Consider the following 19,949-nt stretch of genomic DNA (forward strand, 5'->3'; position numbering starts at 1 on the left):
GCTACACCGCGCCGCGCCCGGCGTCGACCGTCGGTTCGGCCGCCCGTCACCGACCTTCGGGTCCGGACAATCCGGCCCAGGCGGCCTGGTCCAGGCGACCCGGCCGCTCGGCCGGCCGTCTCAGTCGAACGCGCGGAAGGCGCTGATGGCGTCGGCGTGGCGCTCGCGCTTGGCCGCGTCGAGGATCCCGAGGCCCTCCTCCTGGGCCCCGACGAGGATCCCGAGCTTCCCGGCGTGCAGGTTGTGGTGCATCTCGTAGGCACCCTGCGCGGCGTCCTCGAGCCCGTAGGTCTTGGACAGGATCGGGTGGATCATCCCCTGGTCGACCAACCGGTTGGCCTCCCACGCCTCGTTGTAGTTGGCGAAGTGCGACCCGATGATGCGCTTGAGCCGCATCCACAGGTGCCGGTTGTCGTACTGGTGCATGTAGCCCGAGGTCGAGGCGCACGTGACGATCGTGCCGCCGCGCTTGCAGACCACGACCGAGGCGTTGAAGGTGGTCCGACCGGGGTGCTCGAAGACGATGTCGGGGTCGCGCCCGACGAGCTCACGGATCTTCGAGCCGAACCGCCGGATCTCCTTCATGTCCGGCGTGCCGTCCTCCTTCTCGAACCGGTAGCCCTCGGCCTTGCGGTCGATGACGGCCTCGACGCCGATGCCACGCAGCACCTCGGCCTTCTCTGGCGAAGACACCACGCAGACCGGGATCCCGCCGCCGTTGAGGACGAACTGGGTCGCGAACCCACCGATGCCGCCGGTGGCGCCCCAGATGAGCACCACGTCGCCCTGCTTCATCCGGGCGGCGTTCTCGCCGACGAGCATGCGGTAGCTGGTGGCCATGACCAGGCCGAGCGACGCCGCTTCCTCCCACGACAGGTGGGTGGGCATGGGCATCAGCTGGTTGGCCTTGACCATCGACAGGTCGGCCAGCGACCCGAAGTTGGTCTCGAAGCCCCAGATCTTCTGCGACGCGTCGAGCATCGAGTCCTCGTGGCCCTCGGGGCCCTCGAGGTCGACGTAGTTGCAGTGCACGGTGACCCGGTCACCGACCTTCCATTGGGTGACACCGGGGCCCGTGCGCAGCACCACGGCGGCGGCGTCCGAGCCGACGATGTGGTACGGCAGGTCGTGCCGGGCGCCGAGGTCCGAGGTCTTCCCCATGCGCTCGAGGAAGCCGAAGGTCGGCAGCGGCTCGAAGATCGACGTCCACACGGTGTTGTAGTTCAGGGCCGACGCCATCGGCGCGATCAGCACCTCGTTCGGCCCGAGCGGCGGGATCGGGACCTCGTCGATGCGCAGGCTCTTGCGGGGGTCCTTCTCCTCGGAGGGCAGGCCCTCGAACAGCCCCGTGTCCTCCTTGCGGACCACGGCGGCGCGCATCGAATCCGGCAGGGCGAGGCCGGCGAGTTGCTCGCCCGCGGCACCGGTGCTGATGGCGTCCCAGATCGCATCCATGGACACGTGACTACCCTCCCAGGGTCGGACGTCGACGGTGGCGAACCGTACCGACGGGGGCCCCGGCTCCAGGAATCGGAACCTGATGTCGACATCGACCGCCGAGGCCCCCTGCGCCGCGGCGAGGTCCGGGCCTCAGCGGCGTAGGACGTGTCGCTTGACGGCCTTCAGGACCCCGACGACGAGGTCGTAGCCCGCAGCGGGGATCCCCGCGAGCCAGTTGCTCGGAGGGGTGTCCGGCGACAGCGGATGCGGTCGGCTCGGCGCCACGTCCCAGGCGCGCAGCATCGCACCACCGAGCTCACGTCGGCGCTCCTCGGCGAGGGTGTCGCGGACGCGGGGGAACAGCTCGGTCTCCTCCTCCTCGATGTGGTGCAGGACGTTCTCGCGGAGGACGGTGACCTTGGCGTCGTAGCGGGGTGCGTCAGCCGGGAGCTTCTCGAGCTCGGCCAACAGCAGCTCGGCCGCGTGGTGCTCCTCCAGGCTCTCGTCGACGTCCTCGTCGAGGTCGAGCTCCTCACGGATGGCGGGGTAGAAGACCAGCTCCTCGATCTCGGCGTGCTTGACGAGGGTCGAGACCAGCTCGCGTACGTCGTCGAGCTTCGCCTTCGAAGGCCGCGAGGCACGTGCCTCGAGCGAGCTGAACAGCTCCTTGATGCGCTCGTGCTGGGAGGTGAGCAGCTCGATGGCGTCGGGCCCGAGATCGCGCAGCTCGAGCGCGCGGACCAGCTCGTCCTTCTTCATCTCCGAGCGCCCCTCGAGGTCACGCTCGCGGGCGAGCTCGTCCAGCTCGGCCTTGGTCATGTCGGCGTAGGTGGCGGTGGTCCTGGCGGCCACAGGTGCCTCCTCGGTCGTGGGGCGGGCGGCAGGCTGGGTGGGTGGGTGGCCGCGGCGACGCGTCCACCCATCCCCGCCGAGCATCGGCCACCAGCAGGGCCGGGGACGCCGCAGCCGCGGCCGAAGGGCCACGCGAACCGGCGGGCTGCGACCACCGGCCCCCGCCGCGCGGCCGGGTGCGGCCCCGCCCGACCGGTCGAGGATCAGGCGTCGTCGCGGTCCGGGGGCGGCTCGCGCTGGATGTCGACGACCTCGACGTCCAGGACGTTCGGTTCACCGGCGCTGTTGCGTCCCGGGCGGGTCCCGCGGCGCGCCTCCCCGGCCTCGGTGGTGCCGGTGCCGAACCCGCTCGCCGACCCGACGCGCGCGCGGATGAGCCGCGACGCGATCGCCCGGGACGGCGGGAGGAGGCACAGCAGGCCGACCACGTCGGTCACGAACCCCGGCGTCAGCAGGAGCGCTCCGCCCACGATCACGAGCCCACCCTGGGTCACCTCGTCCCCCGGCCAGCGCCCGGCGGACAACGCGTCGCGGAAGTCCTGCCATGCTCTGCGCGACTCACGCTTGAGCAGGTAGGCCCCGATCAGGCTGTCGATGATCAGGAGCGCGACCGTCCACGGCGTGCCGATCGCCTGGCCGACCTGGATGATGACGACCAGCTCGACGAGCGGGACGACGACGAAGGCGAGCACGAGGATGACGGGCATGGATCGAGCCTACGGGCCTCCGGCGGCGGCAGGCCCGTCCCTGCGTCGGGAGGCCGCAGCTGCCGACCAGGTGGCCGCGGCACGGCGCGACCCCGGGCGGGTCGTGCTCGAAGGGGCCCACGCGGTCAAGCACGCGCTGCGTTTCGGTGCCGACGTGGAGCTGATCACGACCCCGGACCGGGCCGGCCTGGAGGCGCTGCTCGACGCACTCGCACCCGACGTGGCGCTGCCGGAGGGACGCACGGTGGAGCTGGACCCCGACGTGTGGCGGGCGCTGGTCCCCCGCGAGCTGCCGTCCCCCGCGCTCGCGGTCGCCCGCCGCGCCGACGTCGAGGTCACGGACGTCCTGGCCGCACCGGGCCGGGTGGTGGTGCTCGAGGGGCCACGGCACCTCGGCAACCTCGGCGCCGTGATCCGGGTCGCGGCCGCGGCCGACGCCGGCGGGGTCCTGGTGCTCGGCAGCGCCGATCCGTGGCATCCGACCGCGGTCCGGGCGGCGGCCGGCCTGCAGTTCGCCCTGCCCGTGGCACGGGTCGACGCGCTCCCGGTCACCGACCGCCACCTGGTCGCGCTCGATCCCGGGGGCGAGGAGCTCGGCCACGGCGCGCTGGCGGCCGACGCCGTCATCCTGGTCGGGACCGAGCGCAGCGGCCTGTCGACGGAGCTGCTCGCCCGCGCGGACACCCGTGCGCGCCTCCCGATGCGCACCGGGGTGTCGAGCCTCAACCTCGCCACCGCGGTCGCTGCCGCGCTCTACCGGTAGTACCGTCGCGGGTGCGGAACGTTCGGTCCAGGAACGTTCCAGCCGCGAGCGGGAGGGTGGCGACGTGACCACGGTCGAAGCGACGGGGTTCTTCCAGGACGCTCCGCGGCTGCGCGACGAGTGGGAGGACGACCTCGCCCTCCAGCGCTACCTCGAGCGCGTGCTGCCGGCTGATGTCCGTGCCGACATCACGCCGGCCCTGGCGGAGATGGGGCTACTGGCGGCGACCGAGCTCAAGGACCTTGCGGACGCGATCGACACCCGCGAGGGCGAACCGCGTCACGTGCCGTTCGACGCCTGGGGCAACCGCGTCGACCGCGTCGAGCCACACCCGGGCTGGGAGCGGATGGCCGAGGTCGCCGCGCGGCACGGCGTGATCGCCACCGGCTACGAACGTGCACACGGCCCGTGGTCCCGGGTCCACCAGTTCGCGCTGGCCTACCTCTACGGCCCGTCCTCCGCGCTGTTCTCGTGCCCGCTCGCCATGACCGACGGGGCGGCCAAGACCCTGCTCGGTTCGGGTGACCGCGAGCTGATCGACCGCGCCGTCCCGCGTCTGACCTCGCGCGACCCCGACGCGTTCTGGACCTCGGGTCAGTGGATGACCGAGCGCACGGGGGGCTCCGACGTCGGCCGGTCCGAGACCGTGGCGGTCCAGGACGGCGGTGTCTGGCGCCTGTCGGGCACCAAATGGTTCACCTCGGCGATCACGAGCCAGATGGCGCTGACCCTGGCGCGGCCGGAAGGCAACGACGCCGGCGGCCGGGGCCTCGCCATGTTCTACGTCGAGGTCCGCGACGAGGACGGGCGCCTCAACAACCTCCGCGTGGTGCGCCTCAAGGACAAGCTCGGGACCAAGCAGCTACCGACCGCCGAGCTGGCCCTCGACGGGACCGTCGCCCACCTGGTCGGACCGCCGTCCTCGGGGACGCGCAACATCGCACCGATGCTGACGATCACCCGGCTGTGGAACTCGATCATCGCTGCCAGCGGGACCCGGCGCGGCCTCGCCCTGGCCCGGGACTACGCCCGGCGACGCGAGGCGTTCGGCGGCCACCTGATCGACAACCCGCTGCACCAGACCACGCTCGCGTGGCTCCGGGTCCAGCACGAGGCCTCCCTCCAGCTCGCGTTCCACGCGGCGCTGCTGCTCGGCCGCGAGGAGGCCGGCGAGGCCAGCGAGCAGGAACGACTCGCGCTGCGCCTGCTGCTACCGGTCACGAAGCTGCTGACCGCGAAGCAGGCGGTGGCCGCCGCCTCCGAGGCCATCGAGTCCTTCGGCGGCGCCGGGTACGTCGAGGACACCCACCTGCCCGTTCTGCTCCGCGATGCCCAGGTCCTGCCCATCTGGGAGGGCACGACCAACGTGCTGTCGATGGACGCCCTGCGTGCGATCGGCACCGAGGAGACGGTCACGGCTTACGCGGCCGAGGTGCGGCGGGCCGCCGAGACCGCGACCGACGATGCGCTCGCCGGTGTCGGCAAGCTGGCCGTCGACGCCGTGGACCACGCATCCGCGTGGCTGGTCCGCGCCCTCGACGGAGGTCCGGACATCATCGCGCACGGCGCCCGCCGGTTCGCGGTCACGCTCGGTCGGGCGCTGCAGGCCGCCCTGCTCGTGGCCCAGGGGCAGCACGACCTGGACGTACACGGCGACCGGCGTGCCGCTGCCGTCGCACGCCGCTTCGCCGACGAGGGCATCGACGTGCTGGACGAGCCCGGGCGCACGGCCGCTGCCGATGCCGCGTTGGCTCGCGACGAGGCGCTCTGACCGGGTAGGTCGTCGACCGGCGGTCGGTCAGCCGGCCTCGGAGATCGCGGCTTCGGCGAGCCACGGCTCGACCCGTCGGTTGACCGCGTCGAGGGTCGCACGCATCACCGCCCGGTCCGGGTCCTCGCGCACCAGCGCCGCGCCGAGGAAGGTCTCCTCGCCACTGTCGGTCAGGAGGGTGACCGACACGCTCACGTGTGCGAGGTCGGCGAAGGTGAGGACCGTCACGTGGTCGACGTGACCGCGGACCCGGTCGGCGCTCAGCGACCCGAGCGCATCGAGGGTGGCCTCGCTGATCGCCCGCCAGCGGCCCCGGCGGGTCCGGATCCCGCGAGCCCGCCCGGTCACCGCTCGGCCGGACAGCGACAGGGTCGCCGTGACGTCGAGTTCGTCACCGACCGGCTCCGCGGAGAGCCGGTCGATGGCAGCCCGGCTGCGGCCCGACGCCGACGGCTCGTCGTCGGCCAGCGTGGCGCGCGCGGCTGCGACCAGGTCGGCCGGGGCCGGGCGATCGGCTCCCACAGGACGCGGTGCCCCGTCGGCGGCCGCACCCTGCGCCGGCGACTGCTCGGTCGGGGTGTCGTCGGCCGGCGCCTCGGGCCGGTCCCTCCCGGCCGGGGCGGACGCGGCGACGGGGGGCGGCGGGGGCCAGTCCGGCGTTCGGCGACCGTTGGGTGCCGGCTCGACGCGGCTGATGACGCGCACGGGGTCGTCCGACGGATCGGCGATCGCCCGCGCCGAGATCGCCGCCGGGTCGAGGGCGATGCCGAACCGTTCGCGCAGCGTCGCCGCCACGCTCCAGGCGACCGCCTCCGGATCCTCACCGGGGGCGAGGGAGATCCGCAGCCGGTCGCGACCGTTGCTCGCCCGTGACACCTCGGCGGTCGTCACACCGGTGACGGACGCGATGGCTCGCTGCAGCTCGTCGGCCGAGGGGACCGCCTCGAGACCGTTGTCGGAGGCGCCCGGTGTGGTCACCAGCGTCCCTCCCTCCGCGGTCCTCCGCGGTACCCATCGCCCGGTCCACCGGTGCGTCCCCCACCCGCGGCCACCACCGGTGGCGCGAGCCTGCCCTAGCCTGCCCCTGATGACGACCCACGACGGCCGAGGAGCGATCCGGTGACCGGACGTCGCACGCGGCGGTGGTTCGACCGGCTGCGGACCGCGTTCTCGCGCGGACCATCACCACCGGACGGTACCGACACGGGACCCTACTCGGCCCGGTCACGACCACCCGCTGTGACCAACGTCCTACCCAACGCGACAGATAGCGCACCGAACGCACACCACGGAGCGTTCCCCGCACCAGCCGCGAGCGTCCCCGGCGTCACGCCCGCGCCGGGTGTGGCTGCTGCGCCCCACGAGGCTGCCGAGGGCGGCGGGGCGCCCGAGCCTGCCGGCGCGCCCGAGGCTCCCGCGGCCGCGTACCCCCCGCCGCCCCCGCCGCCGGCGCCGACCGACCACGGCGGCCCCCATGTCCGGGTCCACGCCGACCGGCTCGAGCGGCGGGTGGGACCCCTCGAGCTCTCGCCCACCGAGGCGCTCCGCCTCGCCGACGAGGGCCGCACCGGGCTGTCACGACGCGAGCTGCCCCCCGACGCCTCACGCGCGAGCGGCGGTGAGGACGGACCGGTGGGCAGCGCAGGGGGTGCAGGCTGACGGTCAGGCGGCCGTGCCGCCGTGGCTGCGGGCGATGGCGCGACCGATGACCAACTGCTGGATCTCCTTGGTGCCCTCGAAGATCTCGTAGATCTTCGAGTCGCGGTGGAACTTCTCGACGTCGAACTCGCGCGAGTACCCGAAGCCGCCGTGGATCTGGATCGCCTCGTCGGTCACGCGGACGGCGGTGCGGCCCGCGTGCAGCTTGGCCATCGAGCCCTCGCCGTGCTTGAACGGGGTCCAGGTCGTCCCCATGTTGATCCCGCGCCAGCACAGCAGGCGGGCGGCGTCGATCTCGGTGGCCATGTCGGCGAGCTTGAAGGCGATCGCCTGGTGGCGGATGATCGGCACACCGAACGTCTCGCGCTCCATCGCGTACTGCACGGACGCGTCGAAGGCCGCGCGGGCCACGCCGACGGCCTGGATGCCGACGATCGGACGGGTCGCCTCGAAGGTCGACAGCGCGCCGCTGGACTTGCGGTTCGGATCCGGGTTGTGAGCCGCATCGATCTTGGCGTCGAGCTTGTCCTGCCCACCGAGCAGCTGTTCGTCGGGCACGAAGCAGTCGGTGAACGACAGCTCGGCGGTGTGCGAGGCGCGGATGCCGAGCTTCTTGGTCTTCTTGGTCTCCTGGAAGCCCTCGGCGTCGCTGGTCACGATGAACGAGGCCTGGCCGCGGTGACCGATCGTCGGGTCGACGGTGGCGACCACGATGTGGACGTCAGCGATGCCCCCGTTGGTGATCCAGATCTTCTCGCCGTTGAGCAGCCACCCGCCCTCGACCTTGGTGGCCTTGGTGCGGATCTTGCTGACGTCCGACCCGGCGCCCGGCTCGGACACGGCGTAGGCGCCGACCTTGACGTCGTCGGGTGTGCCGAAGATGCGCGGCGCCCACTCGGCGATCTGGTCACCGGTGCCCGACGACGCCAGGCCCGCGAGCGCGAGACCCGAGCCGAAGATGGCGAGGCCGATACCGGCGCAGCCCCAGAACAGCTCCTCGATGATCAGCGCCTGGGTCAGACCCGTGGGGTCCTGACCGGCCATCTGGTAGTACTCGAGGCCGTACAGACCGACCTCGGCCGCCTTCTGCACGATGGGCCAGGGGAACTCCTCGACCTCGTCGTAGTGGCGGTGGGCGGGCACACCGTCGACGGTGGCCTCCCGCATCTCCTTGCGAGCGAAGTCGTGCGCCCACTTCTGGGCGGAGATCTGCTCCTCGGTGAGCTTCAGATCGAACGGCACGGCGGGTCCTCCCAGGAGCCAGTCGTCGGGCGCCCCGACCGGGGCGACCAGGTATTGCCGGGGGTGTTACCGTTGGTAACGCTTACCGACGGTAACGGTGACGGCGGCCGGCCAGCAACCTGACCAGCGTGTCAGTTCTGCGCGTGCCGTGCGAGCGCGGCGGAGGCGGGTGGAGGCACGCGTGGAGGGACCGCGCCGACGACGGGAGGGCAGCGACGTGGGCGCGAGAGAAGGCGCACGGGCCGCGGTGCGTGCCGCCCGCCGCGACGAGCTGCTCGACGCCGCCGACCGGGCCATCCGCCGTGACGGACCGGAGGTGTCGATGGAGGCGCTGGCCGCCGAGGCCGGCATCACCAAGCCCGTGCTGTACCGCCACTTCGGGGATCGCGGCGGGTTGTTCGACGCGGTCGCCGCTCGCCACGCGCAGCGGCTGACCGACGAGCTGCGGTCGGCCATCGCCGAGCAGCACCACCCGCGCGAGCGCATCCGCACCGTGATGGCGACCTACCTCGCGTTCCTCGAGCGTGACCCCGAGCTGCACCGCTTCGTGACCCGCGTCGCGCCCTCCGAGCGGCAGGGCGCCCGGTCGCCCATCGACGACGCGCTCACCGTCGTGTGCGACCAGGTCGTCGGGGCCGTCACCCGCGAGCTGACCGGTGCCCGCCTCGATCCGGCGCCCGCGGCGACCTGGGGGGTCGGGATGGTCGGCATGGTGCAGCTGGTCGGCGACCGGTGGCTCGAGGCCGACGACACGCCCCGTGACGTCCTCGTGGACCGGCTGACGGACCTGATCTGGTACGGCTTCCGCGGCATCGTCCTGCGCGGCCCGGGAGCCTGAACCGCGGGGCGGACGTCGGTGACGACCGGGCCTCGACACGTCACGCCCGGTCGGGCAGGAGACGGGTGTACCCGCCGGCATCGACCTCGACCACCACGTCGAGTCCGCCGTCCCAGCGATCACACCCGGTGGTCAGGGCCACGTGCGGGTGGGTCGCGATGTTCACGGCCTTCTGCTCGTCACCGCCGGCGCAGAAGTGGACCGCGTCGTCGTGCCACACCGCCTAGGGGGTGATGTGCGGTCGCCCGTCGGCGCGCACCGTCGAGATCCAGAACAGCTCGGCGTCGGTCAGCACCTGGCGGACCTCCGGCCACGACGTTGGGGCCGCGCCCGGGGCGCTGAACCGTGGGTCGAGCTGCGGGCTCCAGGTGGTCGTCGACCCCTCCAGCGTGGTCATCGGCGCTCCGTCGATCGGCGGTTCGGGCGTCGGAGGTCGGACCCACCGGACGCCCGGAACTCATCGCCGACGGTCGGTCAAGTGACGAGGGCGCGCTTCAGCAGGCGCACCGCGGCCGCCCAGGCCAGCAGGTCGAAAACGAGCACGACCCCGAGGTGACCGAGCGCATCGAGCGCCGTGCCCGTCCCGAACGTGAGGATGCGGAGCAGCTCGACGACGTGGGTCAGCGGGTTCACCTGGCCGATCGTGGCCAGGGCGGTCGGGAGGGTGTCGAGGGGGAAGAAGGTGCCGGCGACGACGTACATCGGGACGATCACGCCGACGATGACGAAGTCGAACCCGTGGGTCGAGCGCAGCAGCGCGCCGAACGCCGCCCCGGCACACGCGAACCCGAACCCGCCGACCACCGACACGGCGGGCACGAGCAGCACGCCGATACCGGGCCGCACGCCGAACGCGAACGCCACCAGGGTGGTCACGACGGCCACCACCGTGACCCGGAAGGAGTTCCACAGCGCCTCACCGGTGACGATCTCGGCCACGGACACCGGCGCGGCCAGGATGCCGTCGTAGAGGTGCTGCTCCTTGCGTCGGAAGTAGCCGTTGATCAGGCCCGGGAAGGCGCTCGAGAACAGGATGCCGATCGCGATGGCCCCGGTGGCGATGAAGTCGAGGTAGTCCAGGCCCGCGACGCTGGCCACGAGGGCACCGAACCCGTACCCGAACGCCACGAAGTACAGGATCGGCTCGGCGACGGAACCGAAGGCCGTCGAGAACCACACGCGCCGGAACACGCGCCACTCGCGGTGCACGATGGCGGCAACGGTGCGCGGCTCGAACCGTCGCGGCTCGGGTCGGGATGCGACGACGGGCGGCAACGTGGTCGTCACCGGGCCACCTCCTCGGAGCGGGAGGCGGGCCGCGGATCGGGCTCCTCCCCCGTGAGCACCACGAAGACGTCCTCGAGGCTCGCGGTCCGGCGACGACCGCGCGCGGCGACGCCGGGCTCGAGCCGTTCGGCGCCGAGCACCGCGACCGCCGTGCCGGCCGACCGGGTCGCGAAACCGGCCGCACGGACCTCGGCGGTGATCGCCGCGAGGTCCTCAGCGCGGCCCGGGATCTCGAGCACGTCCCGTCCCACGTGGTCACGGATGAGATCGTCCGGGGTCCCGCGAGCCACGATCCGGCCGTGGTGCACGACGGCGACCTCGTCGCACAACCGCTCCGCCTCCTCGATGTAATGGGTGGTGAGCACGACGGTCGCGCCCGCGTGCTTGATCGCATCCACGGTCGCCCACAGCTGGGCGCGCACCTGCGGGTCGAGCCCGACGGTGGGCTCGTCGAGCAGGACGAGCTCGGGCCGGTGCACGAGGCCGCGGGCGATGAGCAGGCGGCGACGCATCCCGCCCGACAGCTCCTCGGTGGGGGTGTCGGCCCGGTCGACGAGCTCGGCGATCTGCAGGCCCCGGGCGACCGCGTCGGTCCGCTCCCGCCGTGGGATGCCGTGGAACCGGGCGTAGACGCCGAGGTTCTCGGCGACCGTCAGCTCGTCATCGAGGTCGTCGACCTGCGGCACGACACCACAGCGCGCCCGCGCAGCCTTGCTCTCGCTCGGCAGCGGGTGGCCGAGCACCTCGACGAGGCCCTCGTCGGCGACCGCCTGGCCGGTCAGCAGCCGCATCGTGGTCGACTTGCCCGCCCCGTTCGGACCGAGCAGGCCGAAGCAGACCCCCGGTGGGACCTCGAGGTCGAGGTGGTCGACGGCGGTCAGGGACCCGAAGCGTTTGACCACCCCGCGCAGCCGCACGGACGGGGCCCCGGCGCGGGTGTCGAGCGGTGGAGCGATGGACACGGGTCCCTCGTAGGACGGCAGCCGACCGACGCTAGCCGCGCCGACCGGCGGCCGCACCCGGGGCTCAGGCGGCCCGGGTCAAGCCGCCCGGCTCGCGGCGCTGGTGCCGGTGCACACCTGGCACGACGCGCACACCGTCAGGCGAAGGGGCGGCGGACCGGGGCGTCGTCGGCCAGCGCGCGACGCACCACGTCGACGGTCGGGGTGCCGTGGGACAGCAGCCGCTGGTGGAAGGCGGCGGTGTCGAAGGCAGCGCCCTCCCGGTCACGAACCTCTTCGTGCAGGTCGGCGAGCTCGGCACCGCCGACGAAGTAGCTGCACAGCTGACCGGAGGTGACCTTGGCGCGGGTGAGCTTGCCGCGAGCCTCGGCGTCCTCCTGGAAGGCGCCGTCCTTCAGGAGCGCCATGGCCCCGTCGTCATCGAGGTCCCCGGTGTGCAGGCCGACGTCGAGCAGCGCGTTGGTCGCGATCCGCAGCTCGAGCTTGCGCTGGGTCAGGCGGTAGTCGTCCCCCTCGACGGCCGAGGTCGCCCCGTCACCGAACCCCGCGCGGACCGCTTCGCGCTCGACGTGGATCGCCCACCCCTCGGCGAACGCCGGCCGGGTCAGGAGCCGGCGGGCGAGGCGCGGGTGGTGGGAGGCGTGCTCGAGCTGGACGAAGTGACCGGGGTAGCCCTCGTGGAGCGCCAGCGAGCGCAGCTGCGCGGGCGTGTACTCGCGCAGGAAGCTGGCGGCCCGGTCGTCGTCCCAGCTGTCGGGCACCGGGGAGAGGTAGTAGACGCAGCCGCCCGACGGATCGAGCGGGGGGGCCTGGCTGATGAAGGCGACGGCGATGCCGGCGAGGTAGCTCGGCACCTCGGTGACGGTGAGGCGCTCGGCCGGCGGCAGGTCCCCGAGACCGAGGGTCTCGGCGAAGGCCCGGGCCTCGACCACGGCACGCCGCGCCTCCGCGACCAGCTCGTCGCGTGAGACCGCCGTCCGGGCCACGTGCCTGAGCGACCGTCGGACCCGTTCGGCCTCGTCAGCCGGGACCGGCTCGCCCGGGAAGCGCCGGGACCAGCCGGCGGCTGCCAGCTCGGCCAGCTCCGTACGGACCGTGTCGAGCCAGGCCCGCGCACGGTCCGCGATCTCGGCCGGCGGGAGGGCGGCCCCGAGCGCCGAACGCAGCATCACCTCGTGGTGGTCGGGGCCGAGGCGCCAGGGGGCCGGGACCTCACCGCGGAGTTCGTCGAGCAGCGCGCCGAACGCCTCCACACCCTCGACCCCCACGGCACCGGCCGCGCACGCGTCGCTGGGATCGACGCCGAGGGCGTTCGCGCGCGCAGGCAGCTGGTCGCGGAGCAGGTCGCACAGGCCGTCCAGCCGGGCGATGGCGACCTCGAGGTGCGGGGCCGGGGCCGCGACGAGGGCTCGGCCGGCCTGCTCGAGGAAGGACGGGACCGCACGGGCCCGAGCGACCGCCGCCGACAGCCGGCGGACCTGCTCCTCACGCGGCAGGTCGCGGCGACGCAGCAGCTCGTGCAGACCCGAGGCGACCGCCTCCAGCGCTGCCAGCGGATCGGTCGCGTACCGCGGCCGGACGTCGACCAGGAAGCGGCGGTACTCGAGCTCCTCGGCGAGCAGCATGAGATCGTCGCGGGCCTCACGGTCCTCGCCGGTGGCGTCCCGGGGCACCGCGTCCCTGGCCGCGCGCACCTCGGTGCCGAGGCGAGCCAGGTCGCGGCTGCGGGCTGCGTCGGCGTCCGAGCCGACCTCGGGCAGGTCGCCGTCGCGGCCGCTGCCGCCGATGCGTGTCCAGGTGACCGGCTCGTGGTCGCGCAGGAGGTCCAGGTAACGATCGAGCAGCGCCGCAGCTCGGGTCGGCGCGGTGGTCGCCACAGGCTCTCCGGGTCCGGTCGGTGCCGCCGATCGGCACGAGCACGACGCTAGCCCCGGCCCGGGTCCGACTGCAGCCACCACCGGACCGTGCGTCCGAGGCCGGTCGTCCGGTACCCTCGCTCCCCGTGACGTCCACGAACCGGACGGCACGTCGACGGGTCGGCAGCGAACAGGGAACGCCGGCCACCACCGCGAGGGACCTCCCCGCTGCGAGGCTGCAGCCGGGACGGAGACCGCACCTCGCCGCCCACCCACGCGAAGCCGCACGTTCCGACACCCCGGTACGACCGGGATGACCGCGGCGCCCCGCACCGGGCCGAGCTCCGACCAGGAGCCCGTCCCGTGAGGACCACCGGTCCGGGAGCGCCCACACGCAGCGCGCAGCTCGCCCACCCAGAACGAGCGACATGCCTGAGCAGACCACCCCCCCCGCCGCGACCGACGAGGCCGCCAAGGGGGCTCCCACCACGTCCGACGCACCACAGCCCGAAGGCGAGACCGAGGCCGCGCCCGAGCGCACGGTCCGCAGCTTCGTCGACTGTGGCGTCCATCCGAAGCTCGCCGACGCCCTCGCTGCCAAGGGCATCATGGCGCCCTTCCCGATCCAGGAGCTGACGCTCCCGGTCGCCACCAAGGGCCACGACGTCATCGGCCAAGCGCGTACGGGCACCGGCAAGACGCTGGCGTTCGCGCTCGCGCTGCTCGGTCGTCTGACCCCCGGTGGTGGCACCCAGGCGCTGGTGATCGTGCCCACGCGCGAGCTGTGCCTCCAGGTCGCCGAGGAGATGCAGATCGGCCAGGCCCTCGGCCTGCGCACCATCGCCGTGTACGGCGGCGTCGGTTACGAGGAGCAGGAGACGGCGTTCCGCGAGGGTCACGAGATCGTCGTCGGAACCCCGGGCCGCCTGCTCGACCACGTCAACAAGCGCAACCTCGTGCTCGACGGCGTGACCGAACTGGTCCTCGACGAGGCCGACGAGATGCTCGACATGGGGTTCCTACCCGACGTCGAGCGCCTCGTGCAGGCGTGCTCCGACGACCGCCACGGGATGCTGTTCTCGGCGACGATGCCGACCGAGGTCGTCAAGCTCGCCCGTCGCTACCTCGACCACCCGACGTTCATGCGCGCCGACCACGAGGTGGTCCAGACCGCCCCGAACGTCACCCAGCACTTCTTCCAGGTCCACCGGATGGACAAGCCGCGGGTGCTCGCGCGCATCCTGCAGTCCCCCGGCCGCGGCGGCGTCTACGTCTTCGTCCGCACCAAGCACATGGCCGACCGGCTCGTCCGTGAGCTCGAGGACCTCGCCACCCCGGCCATCGCGATCCACGGCGACCTGCGGCAGGCCACGCGCGAGAAGAACCTCGACAGGTTCCGCGACGGCTCGGCGACGGTCCTGGTCGCGACCGAGGTCGCTGCCCGCGGACTCGACGTCGAGAACGTCACCCACGTCATCAACTACGACTGCCCCGACGACGAGAAGATGTACCTGCACCGCATCGGGCGCACCGCGCGAGCCGGCAGCGACGGTGTCGCGGTCACCTTCGCCGAGTTCAACGAGATCGACCGCCTCAACGTGGTGCGCAAGAAGCTCGGCCAGGCCGACAACCCGGTCGCGGCCATCTTCTCCACCTCCGAGGAGCTGACCGAGCGTTTCGACCTGCCGGCGGAGCGCCCGTGGGACGCCCACGTCGCCGCCGCGAAGGCCGGGACCCGTTCCGACCGTCGCGCACCCGAGGGTGACGACCGCGGCCGTGACGGCGGACGCGGTGGCCGTGACGGCGGACGCGGTGGCCGTGACAGCGGACGCGGTGGCCGTGACAGCGGACGCGGTGGCCGTGACGGTGGGGGCCGCAAGGGCAGCTCGGACGGCCGTCCGAAGTCGAAGCGCTCCAGCGAAGGCACCGGCAACGACCGCGACGCGGACCGGTCCCGCAAGGACCGCGCTCGTTCGGACGTGCAGCCGGCACCGACGCGCGATCGTTCGAGGCGCGAGGACCCGAAGCGCGAGGACCCGAAGCGCGACGAGGCCAAGCGCGACGAACCGAAGCGCGACGAGCCGAAGCTCGACGAGCCGAAGCGCGACGAGCCGAAGCGCGACGAGCCGCCGGCGCGCAGCGAGAGCCGCGACACCCGCACCCGCACGCGGACACGCACCCGCAGCCGGGACGGAGACGATCGCACCGAACGGACCGCGCAGAGCGGTGACACGGGCGAGTCGCCGTCGACCGAGAAGGACGGCGGTGGCCGCACCCGCGCACGGGCCCGTGGCGCCCGCGCCCCCGAGGCACGCGACCGGGGCGCGTCCGACCGTGGCCGCGGCGACCGCGAGGAGAACGGATCGGGTCGCCGCGATGGCGGCGCCCGAGGCGAGGGTGGCGGCCGACAGCGCTCCGGGCGGGACGGCGGCGAACGCGAGGGGGACCGCGGGTCGCGCAGCCGTGACGACCGTGGCGGCCGGAGCCGCGGCGGTGGCGGCAACCGTGACGGTGGCAGCGACAGCGGCGGCAAGCGCGGCAGCGGCGGCAACCGGGGCGGTTCCCGGAGCGGCCGCGGTGGCGGAGGGCGCGCCGAGCGTGACCTCGATCCGACCGTGACCCCCGCGCGCCGGGGCGAGGAAGCTCGGGGTGACGGCGATCCCCAGCTCGCTCGCCGCGTGAAGGTCGAGCACCTCCCCTGAGCCCCGTCGGGCTGGCGTCACCGCGGTGACGCCAGCCACGCACGGTGACGCCAGGTTGGCGCGGGACGCCGGTGTCGCGTCACCGTCACCGGCTCCGTCAGCGGGCGCTGCGACCCTGGCTAGCGCAGCGGGGTGCGGTCGAGCAGGGCGCGCAGCGCCTGCCCCTGCCGGACACGCAGCCAGGCCCGGCGGCCGCACGTCGGGCAGCGGGCCCAGAGCTTGCGGGTCAGCGGGTTCCACAGCACCGGCGGTCGCAGCAGCTTGGCGAAGGCGACGATCGAGATCCCGCTCTCGACGTCGCACCTGCGGCACAGCACCTGCACCTGCGACGAGGGCGCCGCCGAGGGGGCGGTGGAGTACAGCGCCTCCTTGCCGGCCACGTCGCGCGGGCGTGGGGTCCGCAGATCGGGCGGGTCGACCCGGTCGAGGCGCCGGGACCGTGACGGTCCGTCGGTGCGGGGCTCCTCAGGCACGGCCCGGGTCCGTCGCCTCCGCGAGGCCGAGCACGTCAGCCCGCCGATCGTGGTCCCACCCGGCGTCGTCGAGCAGCTCCTGCGGGACGTCGAGGTCGAGCAGCTCACGGGCGATCACCCGGTACGCCGCCGCACCCGGCACGTCGGTGCCGCCGCCGAGCAGCGACAGCCCGGTGGTCGGCGCCTCGGCGAACCGCACGGACTTGCGCACCGGTGCGCCGATCAGCGGCAGCTCGTAGCGGGCCAGGAGGTCGCGCAGCACCTCACGGCTGTGGCGGGTCCTCGGGTCGAACATCGTGGCGACGAGGCCACGGATCTGCAGCCCGCGGTTGGTCAGGCGCCGCACGTCGCTGATGGTGTCGAGCAGCTGCGAGACCCCGCGGTGGGCCAACGTCTCGCACTGCACCGGGATGACGACCTGATCCGCGGCGGTCAACCCGTTGATCGTCAGCACCCCGAGGGACGGGGCGCAGTCGATCAGCACCGCGTCGTAGGAGTCGAGGAGGTCAGCGAGCTCGCCGCGCAGCAGGTACTCGCGACCGGTGCGCGACAGCAACGTGACCTCGGCGCCGGCGAGGTCGATGTTGGCCGGCACGACGTCGACTTCTCCGTGCTGGACGATCGTCTCGGCGAGGCTCGAGCGGCCGACCACGGTGTCGTTGAGCGACGGTTCGACCCGGTCGGGGTCGTAGCCGAGCGAGAACGTCAGGCACGCCTGCGGGTCGAGGTCGACGACCAGGACGGCACGATCGAGCTCAGCCATCGCAGCGGCCACCGACAGGGTGGTCGTGGTCTTGCCCACGCCACCCTTCTGGTTGGCGAAGGCCACGACGGTGGCGGTCACGAGGCTCCAGGGTCCGGTGCGGTCGCCGGCGAGCCTACCGAGGCCCGTGCGCTGGTCCGCACCGCGCGCCCCGGCCGGTCACCGTGGCCGGGTCAGGGCAGCGCCGACGCTCCGGCCGCGTAGGCCTGGACGGCGGTCGCCACCAGCTCGATCGAGATCGCCACCAGCAGCATCCCCATCACCCGCGTGACCAGGTGGATCCCGTTCGGCCGCAGCAGCCGTTCGACGGCGCCGGCGTAGCGCAGGACCACCCAGATCACCGCGAGGACGGCAGCGATGGCCAGCGCCACCGAGACCTGCGTCATCAGCTCCAGCTGCCCACCATCGCCGCTGGTCATGAAGACCATCACCGCGCTGATCGCCCCCGGTCCGGCGAGGATCGGCACACCGAGCGGCACGACCGCCACGCTGACGCCCTCCGCGCGCGTCGGCACGAGCGCGTCGCCCCGCAGCATCTGCAGCGCCACGAGGAAGAGCACGACTCCGCCCGAGGCCTGCAGTGCCGGCAACCCGATCGACAGCGCGGCCAGGATCCGGGTCCCGAAGAACGCGAACAGGTAGATCAGACCCGCCGCCGCGAGCAACGCGTGCGCGGCTGTCCGACGCCGAGCCCGGACACCCTCCCCCTCCGTCAGCGCCAGGAACACCGGCACGTTCCCGAGCGGACTCATGATGACGAGCAGGGTGACGAAGGCTTGGACGGCGAGTTGGATGTCCATGGGCGTTCCGGCTGTTCGCCGCACGGCACCCTGGACCGGACTCCGGGGGGACCTTGCTGCTCGGCCCCTGGGGGGCCTGCGCTGCGCTTGAGCCCCCCGGAGCTCCGGCACCAGGGCACCGTGCTCGGTGGTCGTCGGACAGCCGTCACCCCCCGGCGCTCGTCCGGGGGGTGACGGGAAGTGCGTCGGACCTCGGCGTAGGTCCGTTCGGTGTGAACGTTACAGCAGGCCCAACTTGGCGGCTTCGGCGACGGCTCCGGCGCGGTTGCGGACGCCGAGCTTGTCGTAGAGCTCCTGGGCGTAGGCCTTGACGGTGCGCTCGGTCACGCCGAGCTGCTCGCCGATCTCGGCGTTGGTCATGCCTTCGGCCATCAGCTCGAGCACCTGCTGCTGGCGCGGGGACAGGTGGGGGCCGGTCTCGACCTTGGGCACTTCGAACACCATCGTGGCGTCCTCGGCCTGCGACGCGGCGGCCGGGTCCTCGAAGGTGGCGGTGACGGGACCGAAGCTGACCTTGTCGCCGTGGCGGATCACGGCCGGGCCGGCGATGTCCTCGTTGTTGACCTTCGTGCCCGCGGAGGATCCGAGGTCGGTCACGATGACCGCGTTGGCCTCCTTGCGGATCTCGGCGTGGACTCGCGAGACGCGCGGGTCGGGCAGGACGTAGGCGTTGTCCTCCCGCCGACCGAGGGTCGCCACGTCACGGTCGAGCCGCACGACCCGCCCGGCGAGCGCTCCCTCGCTGAAGTGCAGGGTGGGGACGGGGACGATCTTCTGCGCCTTCTGGACCTCCACTGAGTGCCTCCTTCACGGCGAGCTATCCGAACCCTTCGGACGAGGACGCCGGCGTGGAGTTTCGCGCACGGCCGTGGTCAGGTGTCCGGGTTCCGACCCTCCGCTCGTCCTGGCCGTTCGGTCACGGCTGAACGGCCAGGGGTGCCGCACGGCCCGTGAGGTGCTGGCTACGCCCGGTCACTCCGGGCGGCGTGCCCGGAGGGCTTCGACGGCGACGCGAGGGGTGGTGGCGCTGCCGAGGCGGTTGGTCTTGGCCTCGCCGTGGTAGTCACTGCCGGCGGTGACCACGAGGTCGAGCGCCCGCGCGAGGTCGACGTAGCGGTCCAGGTGCTCGTCGGTGTGATCCGGGTGCCGCGCTTCGATGCCCGCCAGACCGGCGGCGGTGAGCTCCTCGACGACCTCGGCGGGGATGCCACCGTGGCCGTCACGAGCGCCGTACAGCCCGGGGTGGGCGAGCACGGCGACGCCGCCCGCGCCACGCAGCAGTTCCACGGCTCGCACCGGGCTGACGGCGTGCTTCTCGACGTAGGCGGGCCCGCCGTCGGCGAGCCAGGTGTCGAACACCTCGCGCGTGTCCGACGCTGCACCGGTCTCCACCACGGCCTGGGCGATGTGGGGTCGTCCGATGGGCGCGGCGCCCGCGAGCTGCTGGACCCGCTCGAAGCGGACCGGCACGTCGAGCTCGTTGAACTTCACGACGATCGCGCGTGCCCGGTGGGTGCGTTCGTCACGCAACCGGTCGAGCTCGATCTGCAGCGTCTGGTCGGTGGGGTCGATCCAGTAGCCGAGGACGTGGACCGAGAACCCGTCGAGCTCGGCGGAGAACTCGGTGCCGAGCACCAGCTCGAGCCCGGTCCCGGCGGCTGCCGCGACCGCACGTTCGAACGGTGCGGTGGTGTCGTGGTCGGTCACCCCGAGGCCCTCGAGACCGAGCGCCACGGCATCGGCGACGTTCGCCTCGATCGAGGTGGTGCCGTCGGAGAGGTCGGTGTGGCTGTGGAGGTCGAAGCCGGACACGGGTGCTCGCTGGTCGGGGCGG

General features: G+C 73.1%; 20 protein-coding genes. 5 read left to right on the top strand and 15 right to left on the bottom strand.

Annotated elements, in window-relative coordinates; translation table 11 throughout:
• Positions 1–120: 120 nt before the first annotated feature.
• The 3 genes from ccrA to NITAL_RS00265 form a co-directional block, all read right to left on the bottom strand.
• A complete protein-coding gene (gene ccrA, locus NITAL_RS00255) occupies positions 121–1,455 on the bottom strand; it encodes a crotonyl-CoA carboxylase/reductase (protein ID WP_052664112.1) in 1,335 nt (444 codons plus the stop codon).
• A gap of 135 nt (positions 1,456–1,590) precedes the next feature.
• Positions 1,591–2,292 (bottom strand): hemerythrin domain-containing protein, encoded by a 702-nt coding sequence (locus tag NITAL_RS00260; RefSeq protein WP_052664113.1) that lies wholly within the window; start codon positions 2,290–2,292, stop codon positions 1,591–1,593.
• 203 nt (positions 2,293–2,495) lie between these two features.
• Positions 2,496–2,999 carry an FxsA family protein gene (locus tag NITAL_RS00265; protein WP_052664114.1) on the bottom strand — a complete coding sequence of 168 codons (504 nt, stop codon included), beginning with the start codon at positions 2,997–2,999 and terminating at the stop codon, positions 2,496–2,498.
• Here NITAL_RS00265 and NITAL_RS00270 point away from each other — a divergent pair.
• Positions 2,998–3,762, top strand: coding sequence for a TrmH family RNA methyltransferase (locus tag NITAL_RS00270; protein WP_052664115.1), 765 nt, complete (start codon positions 2,998–3,000; stop codon positions 3,760–3,762). The genes NITAL_RS00265 and NITAL_RS00270 overlap by 2 nt on opposite strands.
• Before the next feature lie 64 nt (positions 3,763–3,826).
• On the top strand, positions 3,827–5,533 hold the full coding sequence (locus NITAL_RS00275) for an acyl-CoA dehydrogenase family protein (protein WP_052664116.1): 1,707 nt from the start codon (positions 3,827–3,829) through the stop codon (positions 5,531–5,533).
• A 27-nt stretch (positions 5,534–5,560) separates the two neighbouring features.
• On the opposite strand, the gene NITAL_RS00280 is transcribed toward NITAL_RS00275, so the two are convergent.
• Positions 5,561–6,511 (bottom strand): hypothetical protein, encoded by a 951-nt coding sequence (locus tag NITAL_RS00280; RefSeq protein WP_052664117.1) that lies wholly within the window; start codon positions 6,509–6,511, stop codon positions 5,561–5,563.
• 531 nt (positions 6,512–7,042) lie between these two features.
• Here NITAL_RS00280 and NITAL_RS27715 point away from each other — a divergent pair.
• Complete coding sequence (locus NITAL_RS27715) at positions 7,043–7,192, top strand: hypothetical protein (RefSeq protein WP_169786679.1); 150 nt, start codon at positions 7,043–7,045, stop codon at positions 7,190–7,192.
• Positions 7,193–7,195: 3 nt separating this feature from the next.
• Here the strand turns inward: NITAL_RS27715 and NITAL_RS00290 are convergent, their stop codons facing one another.
• Positions 7,196–8,434, bottom strand: coding sequence for an acyl-CoA dehydrogenase family protein (locus tag NITAL_RS00290; protein WP_052664119.1), 1,239 nt, complete (start codon positions 8,432–8,434; stop codon positions 7,196–7,198).
• 181 nt (positions 8,435–8,615) lie between these two features.
• Between NITAL_RS00290 and NITAL_RS00295 the strand changes: the two genes are divergently transcribed.
• Positions 8,616–9,272 carry a TetR/AcrR family transcriptional regulator gene (locus NITAL_RS00295; protein WP_052664120.1) on the top strand — a complete coding sequence of 219 codons (657 nt, stop codon included), beginning with the start codon at positions 8,616–8,618 and terminating at the stop codon, positions 9,270–9,272.
• Between the two features lie 40 nt (positions 9,273–9,312).
• Here the strand turns inward: NITAL_RS00295 and NITAL_RS28370 are convergent, their stop codons facing one another.
• From NITAL_RS28370 to NITAL_RS00315, 5 genes are all read right to left on the bottom strand, one after another.
• On the bottom strand, positions 9,313–9,492 hold the full coding sequence (locus tag NITAL_RS28370; RefSeq protein ID WP_052664121.1) for a hypothetical protein: 180 nt from the start codon (positions 9,490–9,492) through the stop codon (positions 9,313–9,315).
• A gap of 3 nt (positions 9,493–9,495) precedes the next feature.
• Entirely contained in the window at positions 9,496–9,669 is a 174-nt protein-coding gene (locus NITAL_RS28375) for a pyridoxamine 5'-phosphate oxidase family protein (RefSeq protein ID WP_211262113.1), read from the bottom strand.
• Between the two features lie 77 nt (positions 9,670–9,746).
• Positions 9,747–10,559, bottom strand: coding sequence for an ABC transporter permease (locus tag NITAL_RS00305; RefSeq protein WP_052664122.1), 813 nt, complete (start codon positions 10,557–10,559; stop codon positions 9,747–9,749).
• Positions 10,556–11,521 (bottom strand): ABC transporter ATP-binding protein, encoded by a 966-nt coding sequence (locus NITAL_RS00310; RefSeq protein ID WP_211262114.1) that lies wholly within the window; start codon positions 11,519–11,521, stop codon positions 10,556–10,558. Before NITAL_RS00310 ends, NITAL_RS00305 begins: the two co-directional genes overlap by 4 nt.
• 137 nt (positions 11,522–11,658) lie before the next feature.
• On the bottom strand, positions 11,659–13,398 hold the full coding sequence (locus tag NITAL_RS00315) for a DUF885 domain-containing protein (protein ID WP_052664123.1): 1,740 nt from the start codon (positions 13,396–13,398) through the stop codon (positions 11,659–11,661).
• 407 nt (positions 13,399–13,805) lie between these two features.
• Between NITAL_RS00315 and NITAL_RS00320 the strand changes: the two genes are divergently transcribed.
• Positions 13,806–16,079, top strand: coding sequence for a DEAD/DEAH box helicase (locus NITAL_RS00320; protein ID WP_052664124.1), 2,274 nt, complete (start codon positions 13,806–13,808; stop codon positions 16,077–16,079).
• Positions 16,080–16,198: 119 nt separating this feature from the next.
• On the opposite strand, the gene NITAL_RS00325 is transcribed toward NITAL_RS00320, so the two are convergent.
• The 5 genes from NITAL_RS00325 to NITAL_RS00345 form a co-directional block, all read right to left on the bottom strand.
• Complete coding sequence (locus tag NITAL_RS00325) at positions 16,199–16,552, bottom strand: hypothetical protein (protein ID WP_052664125.1); 354 nt, start codon at positions 16,550–16,552, stop codon at positions 16,199–16,201.
• Positions 16,545–17,396 carry a ParA family protein gene (locus tag NITAL_RS00330; protein WP_083441063.1) on the bottom strand — a complete coding sequence of 284 codons (852 nt, stop codon included), beginning with the start codon at positions 17,394–17,396 and terminating at the stop codon, positions 16,545–16,547. The genes NITAL_RS00325 and NITAL_RS00330 overlap by 8 nt, the downstream gene beginning before the upstream one ends.
• A gap of 92 nt (positions 17,397–17,488) precedes the next feature.
• On the bottom strand, positions 17,489–18,115 hold the full coding sequence (locus NITAL_RS00335) for a MarC family protein (RefSeq protein ID WP_052664126.1): 627 nt from the start codon (positions 18,113–18,115) through the stop codon (positions 17,489–17,491).
• A 219-nt stretch (positions 18,116–18,334) separates the two neighbouring features.
• The gene (locus NITAL_RS00340; protein WP_052664127.1) at positions 18,335–18,910 is read right to left on the bottom strand and encodes an FHA domain-containing protein; all 576 of its coding nucleotides are present in this window, start codon (positions 18,908–18,910) and stop codon (positions 18,335–18,337) included.
• 177 nt (positions 18,911–19,087) lie between these two features.
• The gene (locus NITAL_RS00345) at positions 19,088–19,927 is read right to left on the bottom strand and encodes a PHP domain-containing protein (RefSeq protein ID WP_052664128.1); all 840 of its coding nucleotides are present in this window, start codon (positions 19,925–19,927) and stop codon (positions 19,088–19,090) included.
• Positions 19,928–19,949: the final 22 nt, after the last annotated feature.

Source organism: Nitriliruptor alkaliphilus DSM 45188, from assembly GCF_000969705.1.
Lineage (GTDB): Bacteria > Actinomycetota > Nitriliruptoria > Nitriliruptorales > Nitriliruptoraceae > Nitriliruptor > Nitriliruptor alkaliphilus.

What these genes read in the sequence shown, in the direction of transcription:
- ccrA (WP_052664112.1), bottom strand. Translation starts at nt 1,455, where the DNA reads ATGGATGCGATCTGGGACGCCATCAGCACCGGTGCCGCGGGCGAGCAA.
- NITAL_RS00270 (WP_052664115.1), top strand. Translation starts at nt 2,998, where the DNA reads ATGGATCGAGCCTACGGGCCTCCGGCGGCGGCAGGCCCGTCCCTGCGT.
- NITAL_RS00265 (WP_052664114.1), bottom strand. Translation starts at nt 2,999, where the DNA reads ATGCCCGTCATCCTCGTGCTCGCCTTCGTCGTCGTCCCGCTCGTCGAG.
- NITAL_RS28375 (WP_211262113.1), bottom strand. Translation starts at nt 9,669, where the DNA reads ATGACCACGCTGGAGGGGTCGACGACCACCTGGAGCCCGCAGCTCGAC.
- NITAL_RS00320 (WP_052664124.1), top strand. Translation starts at nt 13,806, where the DNA reads ATGCCTGAGCAGACCACCCCCCCCGCCGCGACCGACGAGGCCGCCAAG.
- NITAL_RS00335 (WP_052664126.1), bottom strand. Translation starts at nt 18,115, where the DNA reads ATGGACATCCAACTCGCCGTCCAAGCCTTCGTCACCCTGCTCGTCATC.